This window comes from Sneathiella sp. (assembly GCF_036960985.1).
Taxonomy (GTDB): Bacteria; Pseudomonadota; Alphaproteobacteria; order Sneathiellales; family Sneathiellaceae; genus Sneathiella.
Genome location: NZ_JBALWD010000009.1, coordinates 16109 through 36941, shown reverse-complemented (window position 1 = coordinate 36941; position 20833 = coordinate 16109). Strand labels below are relative to the sequence as shown.

21 protein-coding genes are annotated in these 20833 nt (G+C 49.2%); 6 read left to right on the top strand and 15 right to left on the bottom strand.

The features are described 5' to 3' along the window. Nucleotides 1-5: 5 nt before the first annotated feature. The 3 genes from rsmD to V7723_RS07030 are packed head-to-tail and all read right to left on the bottom strand — an operon-like array spanning nucleotide 6 to nucleotide 2178. Entirely contained in the window at nucleotides 6-572 is a 567-nt protein-coding gene (gene rsmD, locus V7723_RS07040) for a 16S rRNA (guanine(966)-N(2))-methyltransferase RsmD (protein ID WP_335683741.1), read from the bottom strand. After that, nucleotides 572-1462, bottom strand: a complete 891-nt coding sequence (locus V7723_RS07035; protein ID WP_335683740.1) for a pseudouridine synthase — start codon at nucleotides 1460-1462, stop codon at nucleotides 572-574. Before V7723_RS07035 ends, rsmD begins: the two co-directional genes overlap by 1 nt. Further along, nucleotides 1459-2178 (bottom strand): gamma-glutamyl-gamma-aminobutyrate hydrolase family protein, encoded by a 720-nt coding sequence (locus V7723_RS07030; protein WP_335683739.1) that lies wholly within the window; start codon nucleotides 2176-2178, stop codon nucleotides 1459-1461. The genes V7723_RS07035 and V7723_RS07030 overlap by 4 nt, the downstream gene beginning before the upstream one ends. 120 nt (nucleotides 2179-2298) lie before the next feature. Here V7723_RS07030 and V7723_RS07025 point away from each other — a divergent pair, with 120 nt between their 5' ends. The 3 genes from V7723_RS07025 (at nucleotide 2299) to V7723_RS07015 (ending at nucleotide 4409) form a co-directional block, all read left to right on the top strand. Then, complete coding sequence (locus V7723_RS07025; protein ID WP_335683738.1) at nucleotides 2299-2757, top strand: nucleoside deaminase; 459 nt, start codon at nucleotides 2299-2301, stop codon at nucleotides 2755-2757. Nucleotides 2758-2804: 47 nt separating this feature from the next. After that, entirely contained in the window at nucleotides 2805-4007 is a 1203-nt protein-coding gene (locus tag V7723_RS07020) for an acyl-CoA dehydrogenase family protein (protein WP_335683737.1), read from the top strand. A gap of 174 nt (nucleotides 4008-4181) precedes the next feature. Beyond that, entirely contained in the window at nucleotides 4182-4409 is a 228-nt protein-coding gene (locus tag V7723_RS07015; protein WP_335683736.1) for a hypothetical protein, read from the top strand. A 2-nt stretch (nucleotides 4410-4411) separates the two neighbouring features. On the opposite strand, the gene dddP is transcribed toward V7723_RS07015, so the two are convergent. The 4 genes from dddP to purD all read right to left on the bottom strand — a co-directional run bounded on the left by dddP (nucleotide 4412) and on the right by purD (nucleotide 9311). Beyond that, nucleotides 4412-5740 carry a dimethylsulfonioproprionate lyase DddP gene (gene dddP, locus V7723_RS07010; protein ID WP_335683735.1) on the bottom strand — a complete coding sequence of 443 codons (1329 nt, stop codon included), beginning with the start codon at nucleotides 5738-5740 and terminating at the stop codon, nucleotides 4412-4414. Nucleotides 5741-5843: 103 nt separating this feature from the next. Continuing rightward, nucleotides 5844-6893 (bottom strand): phosphotransferase, encoded by a 1050-nt coding sequence (locus V7723_RS07005; protein ID WP_335683734.1) that lies wholly within the window; start codon nucleotides 6891-6893, stop codon nucleotides 5844-5846. Between the two features lie 45 nt (nucleotides 6894-6938). Next, a complete protein-coding gene (locus V7723_RS07000) occupies nucleotides 6939-8009 on the bottom strand; it encodes a phosphotransferase family protein (RefSeq protein ID WP_335683733.1) in 1071 nt (356 codons plus the stop codon). An 18-nt stretch (nucleotides 8010-8027) separates the two neighbouring features. After that, entirely contained in the window at nucleotides 8028-9311 is a 1284-nt protein-coding gene (gene purD / locus V7723_RS06995; protein WP_335683732.1) for a phosphoribosylamine--glycine ligase, read from the bottom strand. 98 nt (nucleotides 9312-9409) lie between these two features. Between purD and xseA the strand changes: the two genes are divergently transcribed. Together xseA and V7723_RS06985 are read left to right on the top strand one after the other, a co-directional pair. Then, nucleotides 9410-10831, top strand: coding sequence for an exodeoxyribonuclease VII large subunit (gene xseA, locus V7723_RS06990; protein ID WP_335683731.1), 1422 nt, complete (start codon nucleotides 9410-9412; stop codon nucleotides 10829-10831). Next, nucleotides 10828-11643, top strand: coding sequence for a M23 family metallopeptidase (locus V7723_RS06985; protein ID WP_335683730.1), 816 nt, complete (start codon nucleotides 10828-10830; stop codon nucleotides 11641-11643). The genes xseA and V7723_RS06985 overlap by 4 nt, the downstream gene beginning before the upstream one ends. A 44-nt stretch (nucleotides 11644-11687) precedes the next feature. Here the strand turns inward: V7723_RS06985 and V7723_RS06980 are convergent, their stop codons facing one another. The 7 genes from V7723_RS06980 to V7723_RS06950 form a co-directional block, all read right to left on the bottom strand. Further along, nucleotides 11688-12317, bottom strand: coding sequence for a hypothetical protein (locus tag V7723_RS06980; RefSeq protein ID WP_335683729.1), 630 nt, complete (start codon nucleotides 12315-12317; stop codon nucleotides 11688-11690). A gap of 149 nt (nucleotides 12318-12466) precedes the next feature. Further along, nucleotides 12467-13117 (bottom strand): VPLPA-CTERM sorting domain-containing protein, encoded by a 651-nt coding sequence (locus V7723_RS06975; protein ID WP_335683728.1) that lies wholly within the window; start codon nucleotides 13115-13117, stop codon nucleotides 12467-12469. A 739-nt stretch (nucleotides 13118-13856) separates the two neighbouring features. Next, on the bottom strand, nucleotides 13857-14474 hold the full coding sequence (locus V7723_RS06970; protein WP_335683727.1) for a VPLPA-CTERM sorting domain-containing protein: 618 nt from the start codon (nucleotides 14472-14474) through the stop codon (nucleotides 13857-13859). Nucleotides 14475-15072: 598 nt separating this feature from the next. Beyond that, complete coding sequence (locus V7723_RS06965) at nucleotides 15073-15240, bottom strand: hypothetical protein (protein WP_335683726.1); 168 nt, start codon at nucleotides 15238-15240, stop codon at nucleotides 15073-15075. A gap of 123 nt (nucleotides 15241-15363) precedes the next feature. Beyond that, complete coding sequence (locus tag V7723_RS06960) at nucleotides 15364-16167, bottom strand: 3'(2'),5'-bisphosphate nucleotidase CysQ (protein ID WP_335683725.1); 804 nt, start codon at nucleotides 16165-16167, stop codon at nucleotides 15364-15366. Then, nucleotides 16164-17519, bottom strand: coding sequence for a TldD/PmbA family protein (locus V7723_RS06955; RefSeq protein ID WP_335683724.1), 1356 nt, complete (start codon nucleotides 17517-17519; stop codon nucleotides 16164-16166). Before V7723_RS06955 ends, V7723_RS06960 begins: the two co-directional genes overlap by 4 nt. Before the next feature lie 62 nt (nucleotides 17520-17581). Continuing rightward, nucleotides 17582-18352 (bottom strand): sulfite exporter TauE/SafE family protein, encoded by a 771-nt coding sequence (locus V7723_RS06950; RefSeq protein ID WP_335683723.1) that lies wholly within the window; start codon nucleotides 18350-18352, stop codon nucleotides 17582-17584. 133 nt (nucleotides 18353-18485) lie between these two features. Between V7723_RS06950 and V7723_RS06945 the strand changes: the two genes are divergently transcribed. Further along, nucleotides 18486-19235 carry a carbonic anhydrase gene (locus V7723_RS06945; protein WP_335683722.1) on the top strand — a complete coding sequence of 250 codons (750 nt, stop codon included), beginning with the start codon at nucleotides 18486-18488 and terminating at the stop codon, nucleotides 19233-19235. A 15-nt stretch (nucleotides 19236-19250) separates the two neighbouring features. On the opposite strand, the gene V7723_RS06940 is transcribed toward V7723_RS06945, so the two are convergent. After that, nucleotides 19251-20759: a UbiD family decarboxylase gene (locus V7723_RS06940; RefSeq protein ID WP_335683721.1), complete on the bottom strand. Its 1509-nt coding sequence runs from the start codon at nucleotides 20757-20759 to the stop codon at nucleotides 19251-19253. Nucleotides 20760-20833 lie beyond the last annotated feature (74 nt).

The window sequence follows — 20833 nt, the reverse complement described above, 5'->3', positions numbered from 1 at the left end:
TGACCCTAGAGGAGTTTCAAAAAGACAAGCCGTGCGGCCCCGTATTTTCTGTCCTTTATCAGCGTAAATTCAGATGGAGGCGTATAGGCTTCCTTGGCCGCCAGTTCTATCACTAGAACAGCGCCATCTCGAAGCCAGTCATTCGCCAACAAAGAACGGACACAAGGTTCTACAAGGTTCTGATTATAGGGGGGATCCATGAGGATCAGATCATAGGGCGTTCCCGGGTGGCCCGGATTGCTACCATCGCGCTGGAGAATATCGGCCGATCGGCCCGCATTGAAATGCTGGACATTCTCCCGCAGCAGTCTTTGGCTGTCTGGGTGATTATCCATAAAGGTGACATGGCTTGCACCGCGCGAGAGAGCCTCTAATCCCAAAGCTCCCGTGCCGGCAAAAATGTCAAGAACGCGCGCGCCAATGGGAAGCGGGCCCTTGTCCGTCCGGCAATCTGAATCATGGCCAAGGATGTTAAAAAGGCTTTCCCGGGTTCTGTCGGATGTGGGGCGAATTCGCTGGTCTGTGGGCAAGATGAGTTTCTTGCCACGAAAATCACCCCCAACGATGCGCATTATCGTACTCTTTTTGAGGAAGATCGCGCTTTCAAGGTTCGCCGTTTCTTTTCGTCCATTTTAGGAACGTCTGTTTTCGACGGTTTTTTGGCATTGTCGCCGCGCTTGCCGCGCGGTGGTCGTTGTCCGGGTTGAAGCAACTCTTCGGCTTCTTCGAATTTCTCCACACCCATTTGGTCGCGGAGAATTTTTGATTTCACCTCTTCAACAGCCTCGGCCTTGAGATCACCCAGGAGAAGCGGCCCGTAGGAGACGCGGATCAGACGGGAGACCGTATAGCCGAGATGCTCCATGACTTTCCGAATTTCCCGATTTTTGCCCTCGCGCAGTGAAATGGTCATCCAGGAATTGGCGCCTTTTGCACTGTCAATCGTTGCCTCGATGGCATCATAGCGGACGCCTTCGATGGTCAGGCCCTTACCGAGTTTCACTATATCAGATTCGCGTGGATGGCCATGCACGCGCACCCGGTATTTGCGCTTCCAGCCGGTCGCCGGGAGTTCGAGCTTGCGGGCCAGCTCACCATCATTGGTGAGCAGCAGTAAACCTTCCGAATTGAGATCTAGGCGGCCGACTGAAATAACACGGGGTAGCTCATCCGGTAATTTATCAAAAACCGTATCCCGGCCTTTTTCGTCGCTGTGGCTGGTGACCAGTCCTTGTGGTTTATGGTAGCGCCATAACCGTGGTCGTTCCGTCTTGGGGATATCCTTGCCATCGACCATAATATAGTCACGTTCGGATACGGTGAAGGCTGGTGTATCGAGTTTCTTGCCATTGACCGTGACCCGTCCGTCTTCGATCCAGCGCTCGGCTTCCCGGCGAGAGCATAATCCGGCGCGGGCCATACGTTTGGCAATCCGTTCTTTCTTGATTTCAGTATCGGTCATTGGTTGGTTTCACATGCGGCGATAAATGCGTCAAGTATCTGTTTGTCGCCATCTGATATAAGATACTCCGGGTGCCATTGGACACCAAGGCAGAACTTATATCGGTTATCTTCAATACCTTCAATGACGCCGTCAGGTGCGACGGCATTTACTGTAATATTATCACTGATATCTTTGGCCGCTTGATGGTGGGCGCTATTGACGTCCAGTGTTTCTGTTCCAACAATACGATGTAATAATGTCCCTGGGACAACCGCCACATCATGTCCGGCTTCCGTCCGCGGATTGGGCTGCTCATGGGCGAGGGCATCGTCAACTTCATCGGGGATATGCTGGATGAGGGTTCCGCCTAAAATAACATGCAAGAGTTGCTGACCGCCGCAAATACCAAGGACGGGCTTGTCTGCGTCCAGCATGGCTTGTGCCATATTTTTTTCAAACTCGGTCCGCCGATCCTTGGTGACGACCGTATCATGCCGGGTGGTTGCACCGAACATACTTGGATCAACATCAAACGCGCCGCCGGTCACCACAAGGCCATCCAGCTTCTCCAGATAGGCGTCGACCTGATCGGGCTCATGCGGCAGGGCAAGCGGCAATCCGCCGCTGGCAGTGATAACATCCGCATAATTTTGCCGAAGGGCGTACCACGGCATATTTGAATAGCCACCCGGATCTTCGGAATCGAGGGTGATGCCAATAAGAGGAATAGTCATGCTTCCTTTTAGTCCTCCTGACTTAACAACTCAATAATCCTGTTGGTTTGGACGAAAATTAATTTTCACGAGACCCTGTTCAGCCTTGACGGTTGGGCCTCATCTTGCGAGGTTGCGATCATGGATTACGAACTTGTCGATTATATGGAAATGGCCCTGAATTCTGCGGAATTGGCGGCAAACCGCAATGAAGTCCCTGTGGGGGCGGTGATTGTCGATACCAAAACCGGCCGTGTTGTTGCCAATAGCGGCAATCAGATGGTCGGCCGCCACGATCCCACTGCCCATGCCGAAATGCTTGCAATTCGGGCCGCAGGGAATATGGTCGGTAGTGAAAGACTGGTGACTTGCGATATGTATGTCACCTTGGAACCGTGTCCCATGTGCGCCGCGGCAATCTCTTTGGCCCGCATTCGCCGGTTATACTTTGGGGCCTATGATCCCAAAGGGGGCGGGGTAGAATATGGCGCCCGAATTTTTGATCAGCCCTCTTGTCGTCATAAACCGGAGATATATGGGGGCATTCAGGAAACAAAATCAGCGGCGCTCTTGAAGACTTTTTTTCAGGCGCGACGCTAGGAAATTAAAAACCTAGTAAATCAATAAAAACAAAAAAGGAAATCGCTATGATCTTCGAATATTCAGACAAAGTGAAAGAACTGCAGGACCGTGTTCAGTCCTTTATGGATGAACATGTGTATCCGAACGAACATGTCTTTAAAGAACAAGTTAACCAGGGTGATCGGTGGGAGCCCACACAGATCATCGAGGATCTGAAAGTAAAAGCGAAAGCCGCCGGTCTTTGGAACCTATTCTTGCCGGAAAGTGACCGGGGCGCCGGTCTGACCAATCTGGAATATGCGCCACTATGTGAAATTATGGGGCGGGTAACTTTTGCACCGGAAGTTTTCAATTGCTCGGCGCCAGATACCGGTAATATGGAAGTGTTCGAACGCTACGCCAATGAAGAGCTGAAGGACCGTTGGTTGAAGCCATTATTGAACGGTGAAATTCGCTCGGCTTTTGCCATGACGGAACCGGCTGTTGCCTCGTCAGACGCCACCAATATTGAATCAGATATAACCCGTGACGGCGACGAATATGTCATCAACGGCACCAAATGGTGGACTTCCGGCGCTTGCGATCCGCGCTGTAAGGTTCTGATTTTCATGGGGAAGACCGACAAGACGGCTTCTATGTATACTCAGCAATCCATGATCGTTGTGCCCATGGATACGCCGGGTATTGATGTTAAACGTTTCTTGCCTGTGTTCGGATATGATGACGCACCGCATGGGCATGCGGAAGTCGAATTCAAAGACGTGCGCGTTCCGGCAGATCATATTCTGCTCGGCGAAGGCCGTGGTTTTGAAATTGCACAAGGGCGTCTTGGCCCGGGCCGCATCCATCATTGTATGCGCCAGATCGGTGTCGCGGAACGGGCCTTGGAAAAAATGTGTATCCGTGTGAAGTCACGGGTGGCTTTCGGTAAGCCAGTTGCGGAGCAAACTGTTACCTTGGAGCGGATTGCAGAATCCCGTGCCATGATCGAGCAGGCCCGTTTGCTGACCCTGAAAGCGGCTTACATGATGGACACTGTTGGCAATAAGGCAGCTAAAGCAGAAATCGCCATGATCAAGGTGGTCGCTCCGACTATCACCGGTAAAATTATCGATTGGGCAATTCAGGCACATGGTGGTGGCGGGGTAAGTGAAGACTTCGGTCTCGCTGAAGCCTATGCCCATTCACGGACATTGCGTCTGGCCGATGGGCCGGACGAGGTGCATCGTAATCAGATCGGTCGCCTGGAATTGAAGAAATATGACTGAGTTCGATTAATCAGAAAATTATCATATAAAATCAAAGGGAAAGCTTCCGAAACGACGGAAGCTTTCTTTTTTGTCTACTCCTGCCGCTGGTACAGTTTTTGTTAGGCGTTCCACCCTAATTTCCTATATACAGGCGTGTTCCTGAGAAAGATCGATTAACTGGGCTAACGAAAAATGATTAAATTACTAGGTTGGATCATGCTGGGCATTATTGTTGTCGTGGCTGGTTTTTTGTACCAATACGAAAGCCTGGATCCCTGTGAGTGGCTGACCCAGGACCTCGTCGCCTATAGCGGAATGAAACCGATATCAGGTCTCGGAGACACGGCGGGTTTGGTTTTAGAGCCAACAGAATGTGTCAAGCGCTGGGCGAATCTTAGAATTGAGTCAGCCGAGCAATAAGGCTAACTCAGCAAAATTTCCTCGAATGGATAGTTGGTCATGTTCTCGAAACCATCTTCGGTAATGAGAACCTGCTCTTCTAACTTTACACCTTCGTTACCGCCTTTGGCGCCGACATAGGCTTCAACGCAAAACACCATGCCAGGTTCGCAGGCATACTCGAATGCCCCCTCATCATAATCTTCAGGATATGCAATATGAGGCCATTCATCACAGAGCCCAACACCGTGCATTTTGACGGAATATCGAGACGATACAAATTCCGGTGCTAGAAAATGACCTCCGTGGACAATGTCCTTAAAGAGAACGCCCGGCCCCAACAGTTTCATATTTTCCTGAATGTGAGTAACAGCGTGTTGATACAGATGCTTTTGCTCATCTGTGGGTATGCCATCGCCCAGAAACCAGGTGCGGGATATATCGGAACACATGCCGAAACATCCCACCATGTCCGTATCGAATGCCAGCAGTTCATTATTGCCGATTACCCGCGGCCCGCATTCCTGGAACCACGGATTACTACGCGGTCCAGATGCGAGAATACGGGTTTCAATCCATTCCCCGCCGCGCCGGATATTTTCTGCATGTAGGACGGCCCATACATCATTCTCGGTCAGGCCTGGTCGCGCCATGTGCTGCATTTCATACATAGACATTTCACAGGCGTGGACAGCGCATTTAAGGGCCTTGATTTCTTCATCCTGTTTCACCGCGCGGGTTTTTTCTGTGACCTCTTCGCCTTCGAAAATCTCCAGACCCACTGCTTCGAGCGCACGCAGTCCCTGGATTTGAATTTTATCAACGGCCAACCGACGATTGCCACCTGCATGGGCGCGCATCAGCTCGTCGATTTCACCGGCAAATTTATTAGCGTAATACTCGGTTTTGTCGCCTTTGGTAAAATAGAAGAAAGAGGCACCGCTGCGCGTTTCTTTTACCAAAGGGTTAAAGGCTGTCAGCAAATCCTCATTTTTAAAATCCCAGATCACCATATATCCATCGGCGGAGACAAAACAGGCGCGAAACGGGTTATGGGACGCCCATAACTGCATGTTCGTTGTGTCAGAGGCAAAGCGCACATTGAGAGGATCATATAGTAAGATTCCGCCATAATCGCGATCCCTCAACGCTTTTGCCAGGCGCGCCAAACGTTGTTCTCGCATACGAGGCAAGTTGGGAATTTCCAGGCCGGCGTCAGCCCATTCATCAAACGCTAACTGAGTGGGGCCAATTTCGACCCGATCATTGTCATCAGGTGTTCCATCAGGCTTAAGTGAAAAATCGCCTTTGGGGCCAATTTTACGTGGATGAGAATAGGACTCTTGCGACATCGTCATTTCCTCCCGAGAAGCTGTGTCGAAAACACTTCAAATTCCGGTAGCTAAAATGACGATAATCGCTAAATTATTGCTTGATGATCTTAAAGGCGACCAGTTATTGCACGCTTTCGACCTGCTGCCAGCCACGTGTTGCTAACATATTTGCAAAGGTCGCGTATTCTTGCCCGACTTTCGAACTTGAATTGCCATCAAGTCCTCTTTTATAAACGCCTTGGACAATGGCGGCCAATCGGAAGAATGAAAAGGCCACGTAAAATTCCCAGTTGTCGATACCCTCTCGCCCCGTCCGTTTACAATAAGCATCCACATAGGCCTGTTCCGTCGGAATGCCGGTCGCGGCAAAATCCATATTCACTAACCCACCACTTTTTGGATGGATAAAATGGTATGGTGCGCAATTATATGCAAGATCTGACAAAGGATGGCCAAGGGTTGATAACTCCCAGTCCAAAATCGCTGATACTTCTGGCTTAGTCGGATGCAGGATCATATTCTCCAGCCGATAATCGCCATGGACAATTGATGTTTCATCGCTGGCCGGTAAATTTGCCGGAAGCCAGCTGATAAGATTTTCCATCATTTCCAGATTATCTGTCTCGGAAGCCCTGTATTGTTTGCTCCACCGTCCTATCTGTCGTTCGAAATAACTACCTTTCTTGCCGAAATCCGAAAGTCCGACCGCATTCACATCGACGGAATGCATTCGGGCTAAAGCATCATTCATGGCGTCATAAGTGGCCGCCCGTTCGGACGGTGACATATCTGGTATCTCGGGTGAGCGAATAACCCGTCCCTCAATTTTTTCCATCACATAGAATGCTGTTCCAATTATGTCAGGATCTTCGCATAAACAGAAGGTTCGGGGGACAGGTACATTTGTATCCTGTAGCGCGGAGATGACTTTGTACTCACGATCTACAGCATGCGCCGACGGGAGTAAAACGCCCGGCGGTTTTTTGCGCATGACATAATCCTGATTTGCAGTTTGCAGCAAAAATGTCGGATTGGATTGGCCGCCTTGGAACTGGCTGATTGACAGCGGTCCTGAAAACCCGTCAATATTTTCTGTCAAATAGTCAAATAAGGCGCCTTCATTAAATTGATGTACCTCTCGGACGGGAATGATTTCCGTGCCATCGCTCATAGTTTATCCTGTCTTGTTCTTTTTATTTTTTATAAAGCGAGGCGGTTAAGCGCCCTTGATAATTTTTTCAACTTGCTCCCAGCCTCTTTTGGCGAGAGGCTTGACACGTTGAGTGACATCGGCTGCATTTTTGTTGGAGGCTGTCCCGTCCTTAATGCGCCCGACAATCCCCTGCAAAATCGCAGCGAGGCGAAACATGTTATAAGCGGCGTAGAAGTCCCAATTTTCAATGCTTTCCCGGCCTGTGCGTTGGCAATAAGCTTCAACATATTGCTCTTCCGTTGGAATACCTAACGCGGGCAAATCTAGACCTTTCAAACCGCGAAACAGTTCAGGTTCCAGGCGCCAGGTCATACAATGATAGGAGAAGTCCGCCAAAGGATGGCCCAAAGTTGCCAGTTCCCAATCCAGAATTGCGATGACGTTATGAGATTCTTTGTCCAATACCGTATTATCAAGGCGGTAATCGCCATGTACAATTGCGGTTTCCTCGCCAGAGGGAATATTCTCCGGCAACCATTCCATCAATTTATCCATGGCATCGATTGTCTCGGTTTCTGACGCCCTATATTGCTTGGTCCATCGGCTGATCTGACGAGCCAGATATTCAGTGGGTTTGCCAAAAGTTTCGAGACCAACTGACTTATAGTCAACCATATGCAAAGCCGCCATGCTGGCGTTCATACTGTCAAATACGCCGACCCGATTGGCTTTTGAATAACCGGAGAGAGCCGGATCCCATTCGATATCACCATCCATGAATTCCATGACGTAGAACATGGTTCCGATGACGTTTTCATCTTCGCACAGGCAATAGGTTTTAGGTACGGGTACGGCAGTATTACTTAAGGCGGTTATTACTCTATATTCGCGATCCACAGCATGGGCAGACGGGAGCAGCTTGCCGGGTGGTTTGCGGCGAAGGACATATTTTTTCGACGGGGTCGTCAGCATATAGCTGGGGTTGGATTGGCCGCCTTTGAATTGCGCAACCTCTAGCGGGCCGTGGAATCCGGCGATATTACTTTTCAAATAGGTTTCCAGCACACCGACTTCAAATTTGTGCCGTTCACGGACTTCCATGGTGCCAGAAAACTGGCCTTCTTGTTCGGACATTTATGCCTCTTCTTTTGGTTATTGGTCCCGATACTCCCGGTCTACCGCCCGCCAACCTATATCAGATCGGCAGAAACCTTGGGGCCAATTAATTGATGTAACGCCACTATACGCTTTTTCTTGTGCTTGTTTAATGGTTTTTCCTGTTGCTGTGATACCGAGGACACGCCCGCCAATGGCTAATATCTTTTCAGCTTGCTTTTGGGTGCCAGCATGAAAGACTGTAACATCCTCAATGCTGTTGGCGTCGGGCAGGCCATTTATGACAGTATTTTTTTCGTAAGCATCAGGATACCCATTCGCTGCCATGACAACAGTAAGGGCGGCGTCTTGTTTCCATTTAAGCTCGACATTTGGTAATTTACCCGTTGCTGTTGCCATAAGCGCCGGGAGTAAATCACTGTCCAATCGAGCGCAGAGCACTTGGCATTCCGGATCGCCAAAACGAACATTATATTCGATGAGTTTGGGTCCTGTTGCGGTAATCATAAGGCCCGCATAAAGAACGCCAGTAAACGGTGTGCCGCGCGATTTCATGGCGTCAACCGTCGGCTTGATAATCTGTTCGATTGTCGCCGTAGTGATTTCTTCGGTCATCACGGGGGCAGGGGAGTATGCCCCCATACCGCCAGTGTTCGGACCGGTATCGCCGTCACCGACGGGTTTATGGTCCTGCGCGGTGGCGAGGGGAAGGATACTTTCGCCGTCCGTGAGAACAAAAAAACTGGCTTCTTCCCCGACCATGAACTCTTCAACGATAATTTCGGCGCCGGCGCCGCCGAAAAGACCGCCGAAAATATCATCGATGGTAGTCGTCGCCACTGCCATGGTTTCCGCAATAATCACACCCTTGCCAGCTGCCAATCCATCGGCTTTGATAACAATGGGAAGGGATTGGCCCTCAACATATTCCTTGGCTGATTCCGCGTTGGTAAATCTGGCATAGGCTGCCGTTGGAATGTTGAAATCCCGACAAAGGTCTTTCATAAAGCCTTTAGACCCTTCTAAAGCGGCGGCGGCGGATGTGGGGCCGAAGGACTGGATGCCTGCAGCGCTCAAAGCGTCCACCAGGCCGAGGACCAGCGGTAGTTCCGGACCGACAACGACGAATCCAATATTCTGGGTTTCGCAAAATTCCAGAATGGCCGGAATATCATCGACAGCTATCGGCACACATGTCGCAACCTCTTCGACCCCGCCGTTACCAGGCGCACAGTAAAGTGTATCGATTAAGGGGGATTTGCTGAGGGACCAACAAAGTGCGTGTTCACGGCCTCCAGAGCCGATTACCAGTATATTCATTTCATTCCGCATAAATTTAGTATTTCACCGCGCCCAATGGACGGTGTAGAGTTTGTAGCATAGCGCGCCGCGCAGCAAAATAACCTTGTAGGCGAATAGTGTCAGAAAATTTCCAAAACGATAGCTCCAATATTCACGAATATACCGTTTCAGAATTAAGTGGATCTCTTAAGCGGACTGTTGAAGATGCTTTTGGACATGTTCGCGTCCGGGCGGAAATTTCCGGTTTGAAGCGTGCGGCCTCCGGCCATGTTTATCTAGCCCTTAAAGACGACAAGGCTGTTCTTGATGGAATAATGTGGCGGGGTACGGCACAAAAATTATCATTCCGGCCCGAAGATGGGCTTGAGGTTATTTGCACGGGCAAACTCACCACATATCCCGGTCGCTCCAAATATCAGATTGTGATCGAACGTATGGAGCCCGCCGGTGTTGGCGCCTTAATGGCGCTTCTCGAAGAGCGGAAGAAAAAACTTGCGGCAGAAGGATTGTTTGATCCAGAGCGCAAGCAGTCTTTGCCGTATATTCCAAAAATTATTGGCGTGGTAACCTCCCCCACTGGTGCGGTTATTCGCGATATCTTGCATCGTTTGCGAGATCGGTTTCCAACCCATGTCCTGCTTTGGCCGGTTCTGGTGCAAGGCGAGACCGCCGCCGCGCAGATTGCAGCGGCCATTCGCGGATTCAACACTCTTGAAAGAGGGCAGGATGTCCCGCGGCCTGATCTGATTATTGTCGCCCGTGGCGGCGGCAGCCTTGAAGATCTATGGGCCTTTAATGAAGAAGACGTTGTGCGTGCGGCGGCGGAGAGTAAAATCCCGCTGATTTCCGCGGTGGGCCATGAGACGGACACGACCCTTATCGATTATGTGTCAGATCAGCGGGCGCCGACGCCCACGGCAGCAGCCGAAATGGCGGTACCGGTGCGGTCCGAGTTGCTGGCTTTTGTGGAGGACCTGGAACGCCGGGCCAAGCAAAGCCTGAGCCGGTCTATTTCCGAAAAACAGGAGCGGCTGGTGGGGTTGGTGCGGGGATTGCGGGATCCTAATTCCTTCATTGCCGACAAAACGCAGCATCTGGATCATCTAGACAACAGGCTCCGTCAATCCATGTTGAACGGTCTTGCCGTTAAAACCCAGAAATTCGGATCTGCAGAAGCGCGCTTGCGGCCGCAAATTTTGGAGCGTGGTATTCGAAATTATACGGACCAGCTCGCGAATTTTGACGGACGAATGGGGCGGGCTATCAAGGTTAAGCAGGAGCGGGCACAGGATAACGTCGCAGCCGTTAGCCGGTTGCTGGAAAGCCTCTCGTTCAGGCGGGTTCTGAAAAGAGGATATAGTATTGTCTGGGATGAGGGCGGTAAGCCGTTGTCATCGGTTAAATCCGCAGAAGCAGGCCGGAGCGTCTCTGTTGAATTCGAAGATGGCAAGGCCGATGCTGTCTTTGGTAAGGGAGGAACGCCTGCTAAAAAGTCAAAAGCAGCAAAACCTCCGTCACAACAGGGGCAACTTCTATGATACGGCTCGGCTTGGTACTCGGTTTAGTATTGTTTCCCGCGCTCGCCTGGGCGGCACCGGTGGAGCTGGAAGGCCATTTCAAACAGGGTGGACTGATCTTTGGTAAAACAGATCCAGATGCCAAAGTTGTATTCGCGGGAACGACCGTTCGAGTAGCTGGATCAGGGCGATTTGTGTTCGGTTTTGGCCGGGATTTCAAAGAGACAGCGACCCTGACCGTGGAACTGCCAACCGGAGAAGTGGAACGCCGCGTCCTGAAAATTGAAAAACGCAGCTATCCGACAGAACGCTTAAAAGGCTTACCACCATCCAAGGTGACACCGAGTGAGAAATTCTTGAAGCGTATTCGTAAAGAGAATGGCGAGATTGCCCGATTGCGAGCCGTCGATACCGAAGAGGAATGGTACCTGTCCGGATGGCAATGGCCGGCGATCGGACGGGTAAGCGGTGTCTATGGCAGCCAGCGGATCTTAAACGATATTCCCAAACGTCCGCATTTTGGTTTGGATGTGGCGGCGCCAGTAGGTACGCCAATCATGGCGTCGACTGATGGCAAGGTGAAAATGGTTGAAGAAGATCTCTTTTACACAGGGGGGACCGTCATGATCGATCACGGCCATGGCCTAGTCTCGGTCTATTCGCATTTAAGCAAGTTGGATGTGAAAGTAGGCGATTTTGTTCGTCAGGGCACAAAAATCGGCGAGATTGGTAAAACTGGACGGGCCACCGGCGCACATCTGGATTGGCGCCTCAACTGGTTTAAAGAGCGGTTGGATCCCGAACTTTTGCTGGGTGCGATGCCTAAAAACTAAAGGGGCGAACCGAAGCCCGCCCCTTATGGAATTTCCTAATTAGATTATTGCTGTTTCGCTCGCGTCCGGCGACGGCGCGCCATATATCCGATACCGAGCAGGGCCGCGCCAAAGAGAGGAAAAGCGGCGGGAAGCGGGACGGCAGTAACAGCCGCGACTTCGATTTTCTTGATTGTAAAGTTATCGTGCTGGCCATCGGCGCCAATACCAAACAGCGTGCCGATCCAGAGATCAGCGAAGGAGAATTTTCCACCGTTGGGAATATCAATATCATCCTGTTGTTCGGTTAATCCGCTACCATCATCGAAATAAAAGTCAAAGTCATCATTGCCGTCGACTTTACCAAAGGTGATGCTGACAAGTTGCACCGCGGTATCAAAAAGGAACTGAACAGCTTCGTTGGCATTTTTCCCATCAATTTCTTTATTCTTACCGTTTCCATGAGAATACATACCCAAGCCGTTGCCGTTGGATTGATACAACCAGTCATTGGCATTGGTGGTAACATTGCTGCCATCCTGACGGCCCGTAAATACGGAAAGGCCAATACCATCTTCACTGAAATCAAAGCTATTCGACCATCCGCCCTTGTCGCGTAAATCAAAAACCGTTGACGCTTCAGCTGGAGCGGTAAATAATAAGAGGGCGGCTAAGCCCGCTGAGAAGAATTTCATGTCTCTGCCCTTTGAAAATAATTTCGTCAAAGGTTAGAGCAAGAAGACAAATATTTTGTTAATTTTTGGATAAAAGAATGAGATCAAAATGAAAAACGGCGGCCCAGAAGGACCGCCGTTTCCGCGTCTATCCGTAGATAGTTTGTATATTATGCTTGCAGAGCAGCTTTCTGTTTTCTACGACGTGCCAAGAAACCCATACCAAGAAGTGCTGCACCGAAGAGCGGCAGAGCGGCTGGAACTGGAACTGCAGATATTGAATTTGCAGTGATTGAAGCTACACGCCAATAGTCGTTTGAGCTTTCTGCGCCAAATCCAAATAACGTGCCAATATAATCTGAAGTAAACGTATAGAGACCTCCAAACGGGTCGCCTGGGTTGCCGGTTCCTACGCGATCTCCATATAGGCTACCGTTTCCGTCGTCATCAAACCACAATGTGAAAACATCATAATCTACGTTAGTGAATTCAGCACTGATAAGCTTGACGGCTGAATCGAAAGAAAAAATCAATACGTCGTCGTTGCCGTATCCATCAACTTCACCTGAACCATCACCGGCGCTGCGAACACCCATACCATTAGTATTTCTGGTTACATTACCTGAATCCTGAACATAGGCATTGTTGTATCCTTGTCCGGACGGGTTTATCGCTCTACCTGATGTAATTGTCAGATCATTTACCGTAAAGGATCCTTGTGTAGCATTGCCTCCAGTAAGATCGTAAACGGCTGCTTGTGCAGTTGTTGCTGCAAAAGCGAGAACACCCGCTACTGCGGCTGCTGTAAAGAAAGATTTCATAATATATTACCCCTTGTAAAAGTTCGTAACCGTAAAAAATTTGGCGCAAAAGTTAATTGGTGCACTGCGCCAGAATACTAACTAATCGTATAATATGAACCTGATGGGGGCACGTCAAGGTGGCGTAAATGTGTACTATTTAAGGCAAGAGTGCCAGTCAAGTCGTTGATTTATAACATATATCTGATAAAATGGCGCAATTGGCTCAGCACCTAAACCATCAATTATACATAAAAATTTAACAAAAAATGTGTAAATATTGTGGAAAATACAACAATTCATGGTTATTTTACATAGTTAATTTTTGGTTACTATGGTTAATTATTATTGAATATAGTTAATTTTTTTTAGTGATTCGAAGCGGCCGTAGTTTTCTATATTCCAATTGCCTGATTTTATCAGAAGCTGATGGGGATCAATGGCTTCTCCGGCTCGTGGTCCGAGTGGGCTGCGGGAAAGCTGCTTATCAGATCTCGAAAGGAGCGGTAATTACAGGATTTTGCGGCCTGTATTTCTCGCTGCTAATTAGAGCGTTGCGGGGAAGTTCTGCACTAATGAGAGGGCGGCTACGCCCGCGGAGAAGAATTTTATATTTCTGCCCTTTGAAAATAATTTCGTCAAAGGCTAGGGCAAGAAGACAAATATTTTGTTAATTTTTGAATAAAAGAATGAGATCAAAATGAAAAACGGCGGCCCTGAGGACCGCCGTTTCCGTGTCTATCCGTAGATAGTTTTTACATTAAGCTTGCAGAGAAGCTTTCTGTTTTCTACGACGAGCCAGGAAGCCCATGCCGATAAGTGCTGCACCGAAAAGTGGTAAAGCGGCAGGAATCGGAACGGCAGAAACCGTGATGGATTGCAAACGCCAATCACTGCCACTAAGTTCTGCTTCAAGCCCAAACAAAGCAGCATTTTTCAAAAGGGAGCCTGTGAAAGTGTAAGTACTACCAGATGGATCAAGGTGAGTGCCAAATTTTTCACCATTTTCCAGGCCATCGCCGTCGACATCAGCCCAGAAGGAGAACCGATCTCCACTGATACTGGTGAAAGTTGCGCTTATCAAGTCTACTGCCGATCCGAAAGAAAGGTACAAGACATCATCACGAAAGCGTCCATCTGCGCGATCATCGTCTATGTGATGATTGTTTACACCCAGTCCGCCAGTTGTTTGTGTTACATTTGCAGGAGATCCAGGTATTGGGTTGTAACCCGCCGTGACTGTTAAGTCGCCGAAGCTCATGGAGAGGGCATCTGCACCGTTGCCACCTAAATTGTACGTTGTTGTCGCAGCTTGTGCTGTCGCTGCGGTCAAAACGAGAACAGTCGCTACTGCCATTGTTTTAAGTAGAGATTTCATATTTATTTCCCCTTTTAGAAGATCGAAATCGTTAATAGAATTGACGCTAAAAGTTAATAGTCACGCTGCGTCGACGCGCTAATAATCTTATAATATGAATCTCTTGTGGAGCAGTCAATGTGGCGTAAATGTGGCGAAATGTGGATTATTTAGGGCAGGTATGCTTTCTAACCCATTGTTTAATATGATTATCACGCTGTTTTAAAGCAAAACGCTTAGTTGTATGGTCCTCAAAATTACATAAAAATTTAACAAAAAAAGCTGCAATATTGTGGGAAATCCAGCATATTATGGTTAATTTTTATGGTTAATTATTGGAACTATGGTTAATTTTTTTTGAGATATAGTCAATTTTTAGGTGATTCGAATCGGTTGCGGTTTTTATTACATGATAATTATCTAATTTTCTTGAAAATCGCAGAAATCTGCGTTCGTAGCTACCGAATGGGGCATCCGGTGTGCGAATACGTAAACTCATTTACATATTTGAATATAAAAAAACCATCAATTACAGGGTGTTACGGACTTGATTGCAGGCAATCTAATAGCGCATAGCGCGGGCGTTCTGCACCCCGTCAGACGAGGGTATAACCGGTGGTTATTCTGACTTTATTTTTTCGCCTGCTTTGACAACCGCGTCGCCAGCACTATCCATGGTTTTGCTGGTGTCTTCTTTGACGCCGCGCCATGTGTTTCCACAGCCGCTGACAAAACCCGCAAGAGAGAGAACCAGGATGGAAAGAATAAGCTTATTGTTAAGTTTCATGATCATCTTCTCGCACTAGAAAGGAACCTAAAGGCAAATTACAGATGTTCCGGTCATTTAGCAATTATTATGGGGAAGTTCAAGGTTCTTTCCAAGTTGTCGGATATAGAATGCACCAGAAACTCAGTTCTTTTTTTCATTGCCAAAACTGGTCAGCATTTCCATAAGCCGGGGATGCAGTGATTTGCCGCAGGAAATTACATTACGATGCACAACAGTATCCCGATTATAAAAATGCGGATCTCCGGACGTCGTAGTCGACAAACCGCCGGCTTCGGAAAGAATGATATCCGCCGCGGCGATATCCCAATCACTTTTTGCCGCAAACGACAAGGACGCATCCACATGACGGGAGGCCACTTTCACCATGCGATAAGCGATGGAGTTCACATGGCTGAAGGAAGCGCCAGGCACCTCTTCTATCCAGCCGTGCCATTCGAATGTCTTGCGGCTGGTCAGGAGTGTCGCGCCGTCCAGATCAGTTCGGGTATTGCAGGTAATTTTCTCATGGTTCAAAAACGCACCTTGACCGGATTCTGCTTCGTAGAATTCTTCGAGGATGGGGTTATAGACAATGCCAAGGATTGGCAATCCATCTTCTACTAATGCGGCACATATGGTAAATTCCGGTTTCTTCGCGATGAAAGAACGGGTGCCGTCAATGGGGTCAACAACCCACACGCGGGACTTTTCAAGTCGAGAGGAATCATCTGCGGTTTCTTCCGACAACCAGCCATAATCGGGCCGGGCTGTCATAAGGCGTTCCTTTAAAAAGCTATCGATGGCCAGGTCAGCTTCGCTCACCGGATCACCCGGCTTTTTTTCCCAGCTTTCGACATTGCCGTTGTAATAACGACGGGCGATATCGCCAGCTTCACGCACTGCGGCCGCGACGAGCGCGTGATCATGTGTAAACCCAGCTGTCACGTTCCGGCAACCATCATGCCATCAATACGAAGTGTCGGGGCGTTGGTGCCATGCCGGAACTCAAGATCATCGGCAGCCGTCAGATCCAGAAACATCTGTTTGAGATTTCCAGCGACCGTCAATTCAGACACCGGGAAAAGAATTTCACCATCCTCGATCCAGAAGCCGGACGCACCGCGGCTATAATCGCCAGTGAGCCCGTTTATGCCAAATCCAATGAGACTGGTAATATACAGACCTGACTTAATGTCCTTTATGAGATCGGTGACAGAAACATCACCGGCTTCCATATAGAGGTTGGTCGTTGACGCTCCGGGAGGGGAGGCGGTTCCGCGGGAAGCCCGGCCATTGCTTGTAAGTTCGAGTTGTTGGGCCGATGCAGAATTGAGGATCCAGCATTGCAGTGTGCCGTCTTTGATTAAATCTAGTCTTCCATTGGCGACGCCCTCGCCATCGAACGGTTTTGACGATGGTCCGCGGCGCCGATGTGGGTCATCAATTACATTGATCCCGTCAGCAAAAATCTTGTTGCCCATCTCTTCTTTCAAAAAGCTGGTGCCACGGGCAATGGAGGCGCCTGAAATAGCTCCGGCGAAATGGCCGAGTATGCTGCTTGAAACGCGATCGCCAAAAATCACCGGCACCTGACCACTTGGCATTTTTCTGGGGTTCAGTAGTTTAACCGCACGCTCGCCGGCACGGCGGCCAATATCCGTCGCAGATTTCAACTCAGAAAAATGTCGTTGGCTGTCATAATCATAATCCCGTTCCATGCCGAGACCCTCGCCGGCGATAACAGATGCACTGACGGAGAAACTTGATGAGGAATAGGCACCGCGAAAACCGTCTGAAGTAGCAAGCGCGATTGACGCATGTCCAAAAGACCCGCCGCCGCCTTCAGAATTGGTAACTCCGTCGACAGCAAGAGCCGCGTCCTCAGCTTCTTTTGCCATCTCGACAATGGCTTCAGCGCTAAGCTCAGTATCATCATACAGATCCAGCTCAGGATACTCTGCCGCCAACAGGTTTTTATCGGCAAGGCCACAAAACTCGTCTTCAGGCATGTTTCGAGCCATCGCAAGCGCGCGGTCGACCAACTCTTCCAGAACTTCCGGTTTGGCGTCGTTTGAGGAGACAAAGGCCTGCTGTTTGCCGATCAAGACTCTTAGCCCAAGGTCATGAGCTTCGGACCGCTCGACCTCTTCGGTTTCACCCAATCGCACGGTGACACTGGTTGAAGCTCCCTGAACTCGAACCGCGTCGGCTGCTTCGGCGCCTTTTTTGCGGGCAAGTAGAATCAGGTCATCGAGAATGGCGAGCGAGTTTTGCTCATTTTTGAGTTGTTTGGGCATGGATACCTTGTGCAAAAAAAATTTACTCTCTCATAAATAGGCGGCATGCGGCGAAAAGGGAATCAGAAAACGCTAAATGTTCCGTTTATTCCATCCCACAGCAGTTTTCCGCCCGTAACGAGTACCAATAAGTAGGCTATTCTGTAGAAGATGACTTCCGGGATCATTTTATGCAGTTTTATCCCCAACCAGATTCCAAATGGTGCGAGTGGCGCCAACGCCAGTGACGTGCCAAGGTTTTCAGTCGAAAACTGACCGAGAAGACCGTAGGGGACGAGTTTTGCGTAGTTGATGATGAAAAAGAACCAGACAGATGTGCCAACAAAAAGTGTCTTGTCGATCTTTTGAGGGAGCATATAGAACTGTAACGGTGGACCGCCAGCATGCGCAACGAAACTGGTGAATCCAGCAATTGAGCCCCAGAAGGAGCCCTTATAGAAATTAGGCTTGGTTTTGTAATCCGCTGCTTTTTTGTTCAAATAGTGATTGAGCGTAAACACAATGCAAATAAGACCTAGAAGTATTTTTATAAAACTCGGGCTCAGGTGATTGAACAGTAAATATCCGATCAATATTCCGACGATCGCCCCTGGCACGAGGCACCAAAGATTCCGCCAATCGGCTGTCCGGCGATAGGCCAGCAGACCAAAAATATCCATAAAGCACAAAATTGGCAGAATGATTGCAGCGGCTTGCACGGGTGGGATGATCAGCGCCATCAGCGGGACTCCAAGAATCCCGAGGGAACCGGCGAATCCGCCTTTGGAAATTCCAATTAACAAAATTGCAGGTATGGCAATCAAGTAAAATACGGGGTCAGAAATGAAGGTCATTCGGGAGGATACCGGGAATCTAGTGGAAGGCGCTAACGCATGGATAACTGGTAATTTTGACTTTCTAGTCTAAATCGGGTGTTCTGGAAAATAATATGTCACAGTAATTTGCACATTCCTAAGGATATCTGTCTTGTTTCAATTGATTATTGCTGCTTTTTTCGCCGTGCTTATCAGCCCAATATCTATTGGGGCTCAAGCCGCGGAAATCGATTGGGCCTATGCGGGAAGCAACGGGCCAGGCCAATGGTCGAAACTTGGTCCACAATTTCATGCATGCGACGGCAACCAACAATCCCCCGTTGCCATAAAGTCTTCAAATGCCTTCGCGGCAAATGTGCCTGAACTGTTTCTGGAACTGGAGCAATTCAAGCCGACAGTAACCAATGATGGTCATAATATTACTGTTGAGCCGCAAGGCATCGGTGGCAGCTTGCTTTATGGGGGAAAAACTTACAAATTTGGTGAGATGCGTCTTCATCACAGCAGCGGGCATACTGTTGATGGTCGTCAGTTCCCGCTTGAGGTACATTTCGTCCATGCCTCAGACGGCGGCGAGTTGTTTATTCTGGGCGTATTCTTTCTTGAAGGACCGGCCAATACGACGTTACAAACCTTATTGGATAACGCGCCCTCTGCAAAAGGTCAAAAGTCAGGAAGCCTGATTATCGACCCTATGCAAATGATCCCGGTCGATAATCGGTTTTTTCGCTATAAAGGGTCCCTGACGATGCCGCCTTGCACCGAGAATGTGACCTGGCATCTTTACAAACAGACTTTGACCGCCTCCAAGGCGCAAATCGAGACATTGAGCTTGCTTTACAAAGATAATCATCGCCCCGCGCAGGCGCTCAATCGCCGCTATATTCTTCAGGAAAAATAGTGGGCTCGACGGTCTCTATTTCCAAATATCTTTGCCGCTGCCGGGAAGTCCAAGTTTTCCCCAAAGGCTGTCGACTTTATCAATAGTAGCGTCATCCATACGGATTTTCTCGCCCCATTCCCGTTTGGTTTCCGGCGGGAGTTTATTCGTTGCATCCAAGCCTATTTTGCCACCTAGCCCTGATTCCGGAGACGCGAAATCAAGATAATCAATGGGCGTATGCTCAATAGTGGTGATATCACGGACCGGATCCATGCGCGTGGACATGGCCCACATCACATCCTTCCAGTCCCGCGCGTTAATGTCGTCATCAACAATAATCAAAAACTTCGTGTACATAAATTGCCGCAAGTAAGACCAGGCACCCATCATCACCCGCTTGGCATGTCCGGGATAAGCCTTTTTTATGGAAATAACTGCGATACGATAACTGCAGCCCTCGGGCGGTAACCAGAAATCGACGATTTCTGGAAACTGTTGCTGGATAAGCGGAATAAAAAGCTCGTTTAAGGCTTCCCCCAATATGCTGGGTTCATCCGGCGGCCGGCCAGTAAAAGTAGACAAATAGATAGGTTTTTTCCGCATGGTAATAGCGGTAATGGTGAAAACCGGAAAGGTTTCGACTGAATTATAGTATCCTGTATGATCCCCGTAGGGACCTTCATCACGATAATCATCCAAAGAGACGTGGCCTTCCAGGATAATTTCTGCGCTGGCCGGGACTTTGAGCGGAATGGTTTTACAGTCAATCAGCTCCACTTTTTCCCCGCGTAACAAGCCGGCAAACTGATATTCTGACAGATTGTCGGGGATTGGCGTGACCGCCGCAAGGACAGTTCCCGGATCTGCGCCGATAACGACCGCAACGGGGAGGGGGTCTGTTTTTTCCTGCCCCCAACGTGCATGATGTTGGGCGCCCCCTCTATGCTTTAGCCAACGCATAATGGTTTGATTTTTTGAAAGCTTCTGCATCCGATAGATGCCGAGATTAAAATCATCCGATTTGCTGGAACCGGGACCTTTAGTTACAACCAATGGCCAGGTGATCAATGGCGCCGGCTCTCCGGGCCAGCATGTTTGAATGGGCAGCATATCGAGATCAATTTCATCGCCCGTGAGCACAACTTCCTGGCACGGAGCGGATTTCACTGTTTTCGGGCGCATGGCCATTACCGTTTTTAAAACGGGTAACATGCCCATAGCTTCGCGTAAGCCCTCAGGGGGTTCAGGCTGTCGTAGAAACGCCAACGTCTCGCCAACCTCTCGCAATTGTTCCGGTTCACGGTTCATTCCCATAGCAACCCGATCAACGGTTCCAAACAGATTAACAAGGACAGGCATTGGACTTTTCTCGCCGGTTTCCGTCACTGGATTTTCAAAGAGCACAGCTGGACCGTCTTCAGCCAACAGCCGGGTCTGAATTTCCGTCATCTCGAGATAAGTTGATACCGGTTCCGTAACGCGGACAAGCTTGCCCGCGGTTTCCAGTTGCGCCATAAAATCGCGGAGTGATCCATAAGACATAACGTCGTAATCCTTAAGCTATGATTGCTGTGAACTATGGCGTAGAAGCCAGTTCGGGGCTACCTAAAATCCTA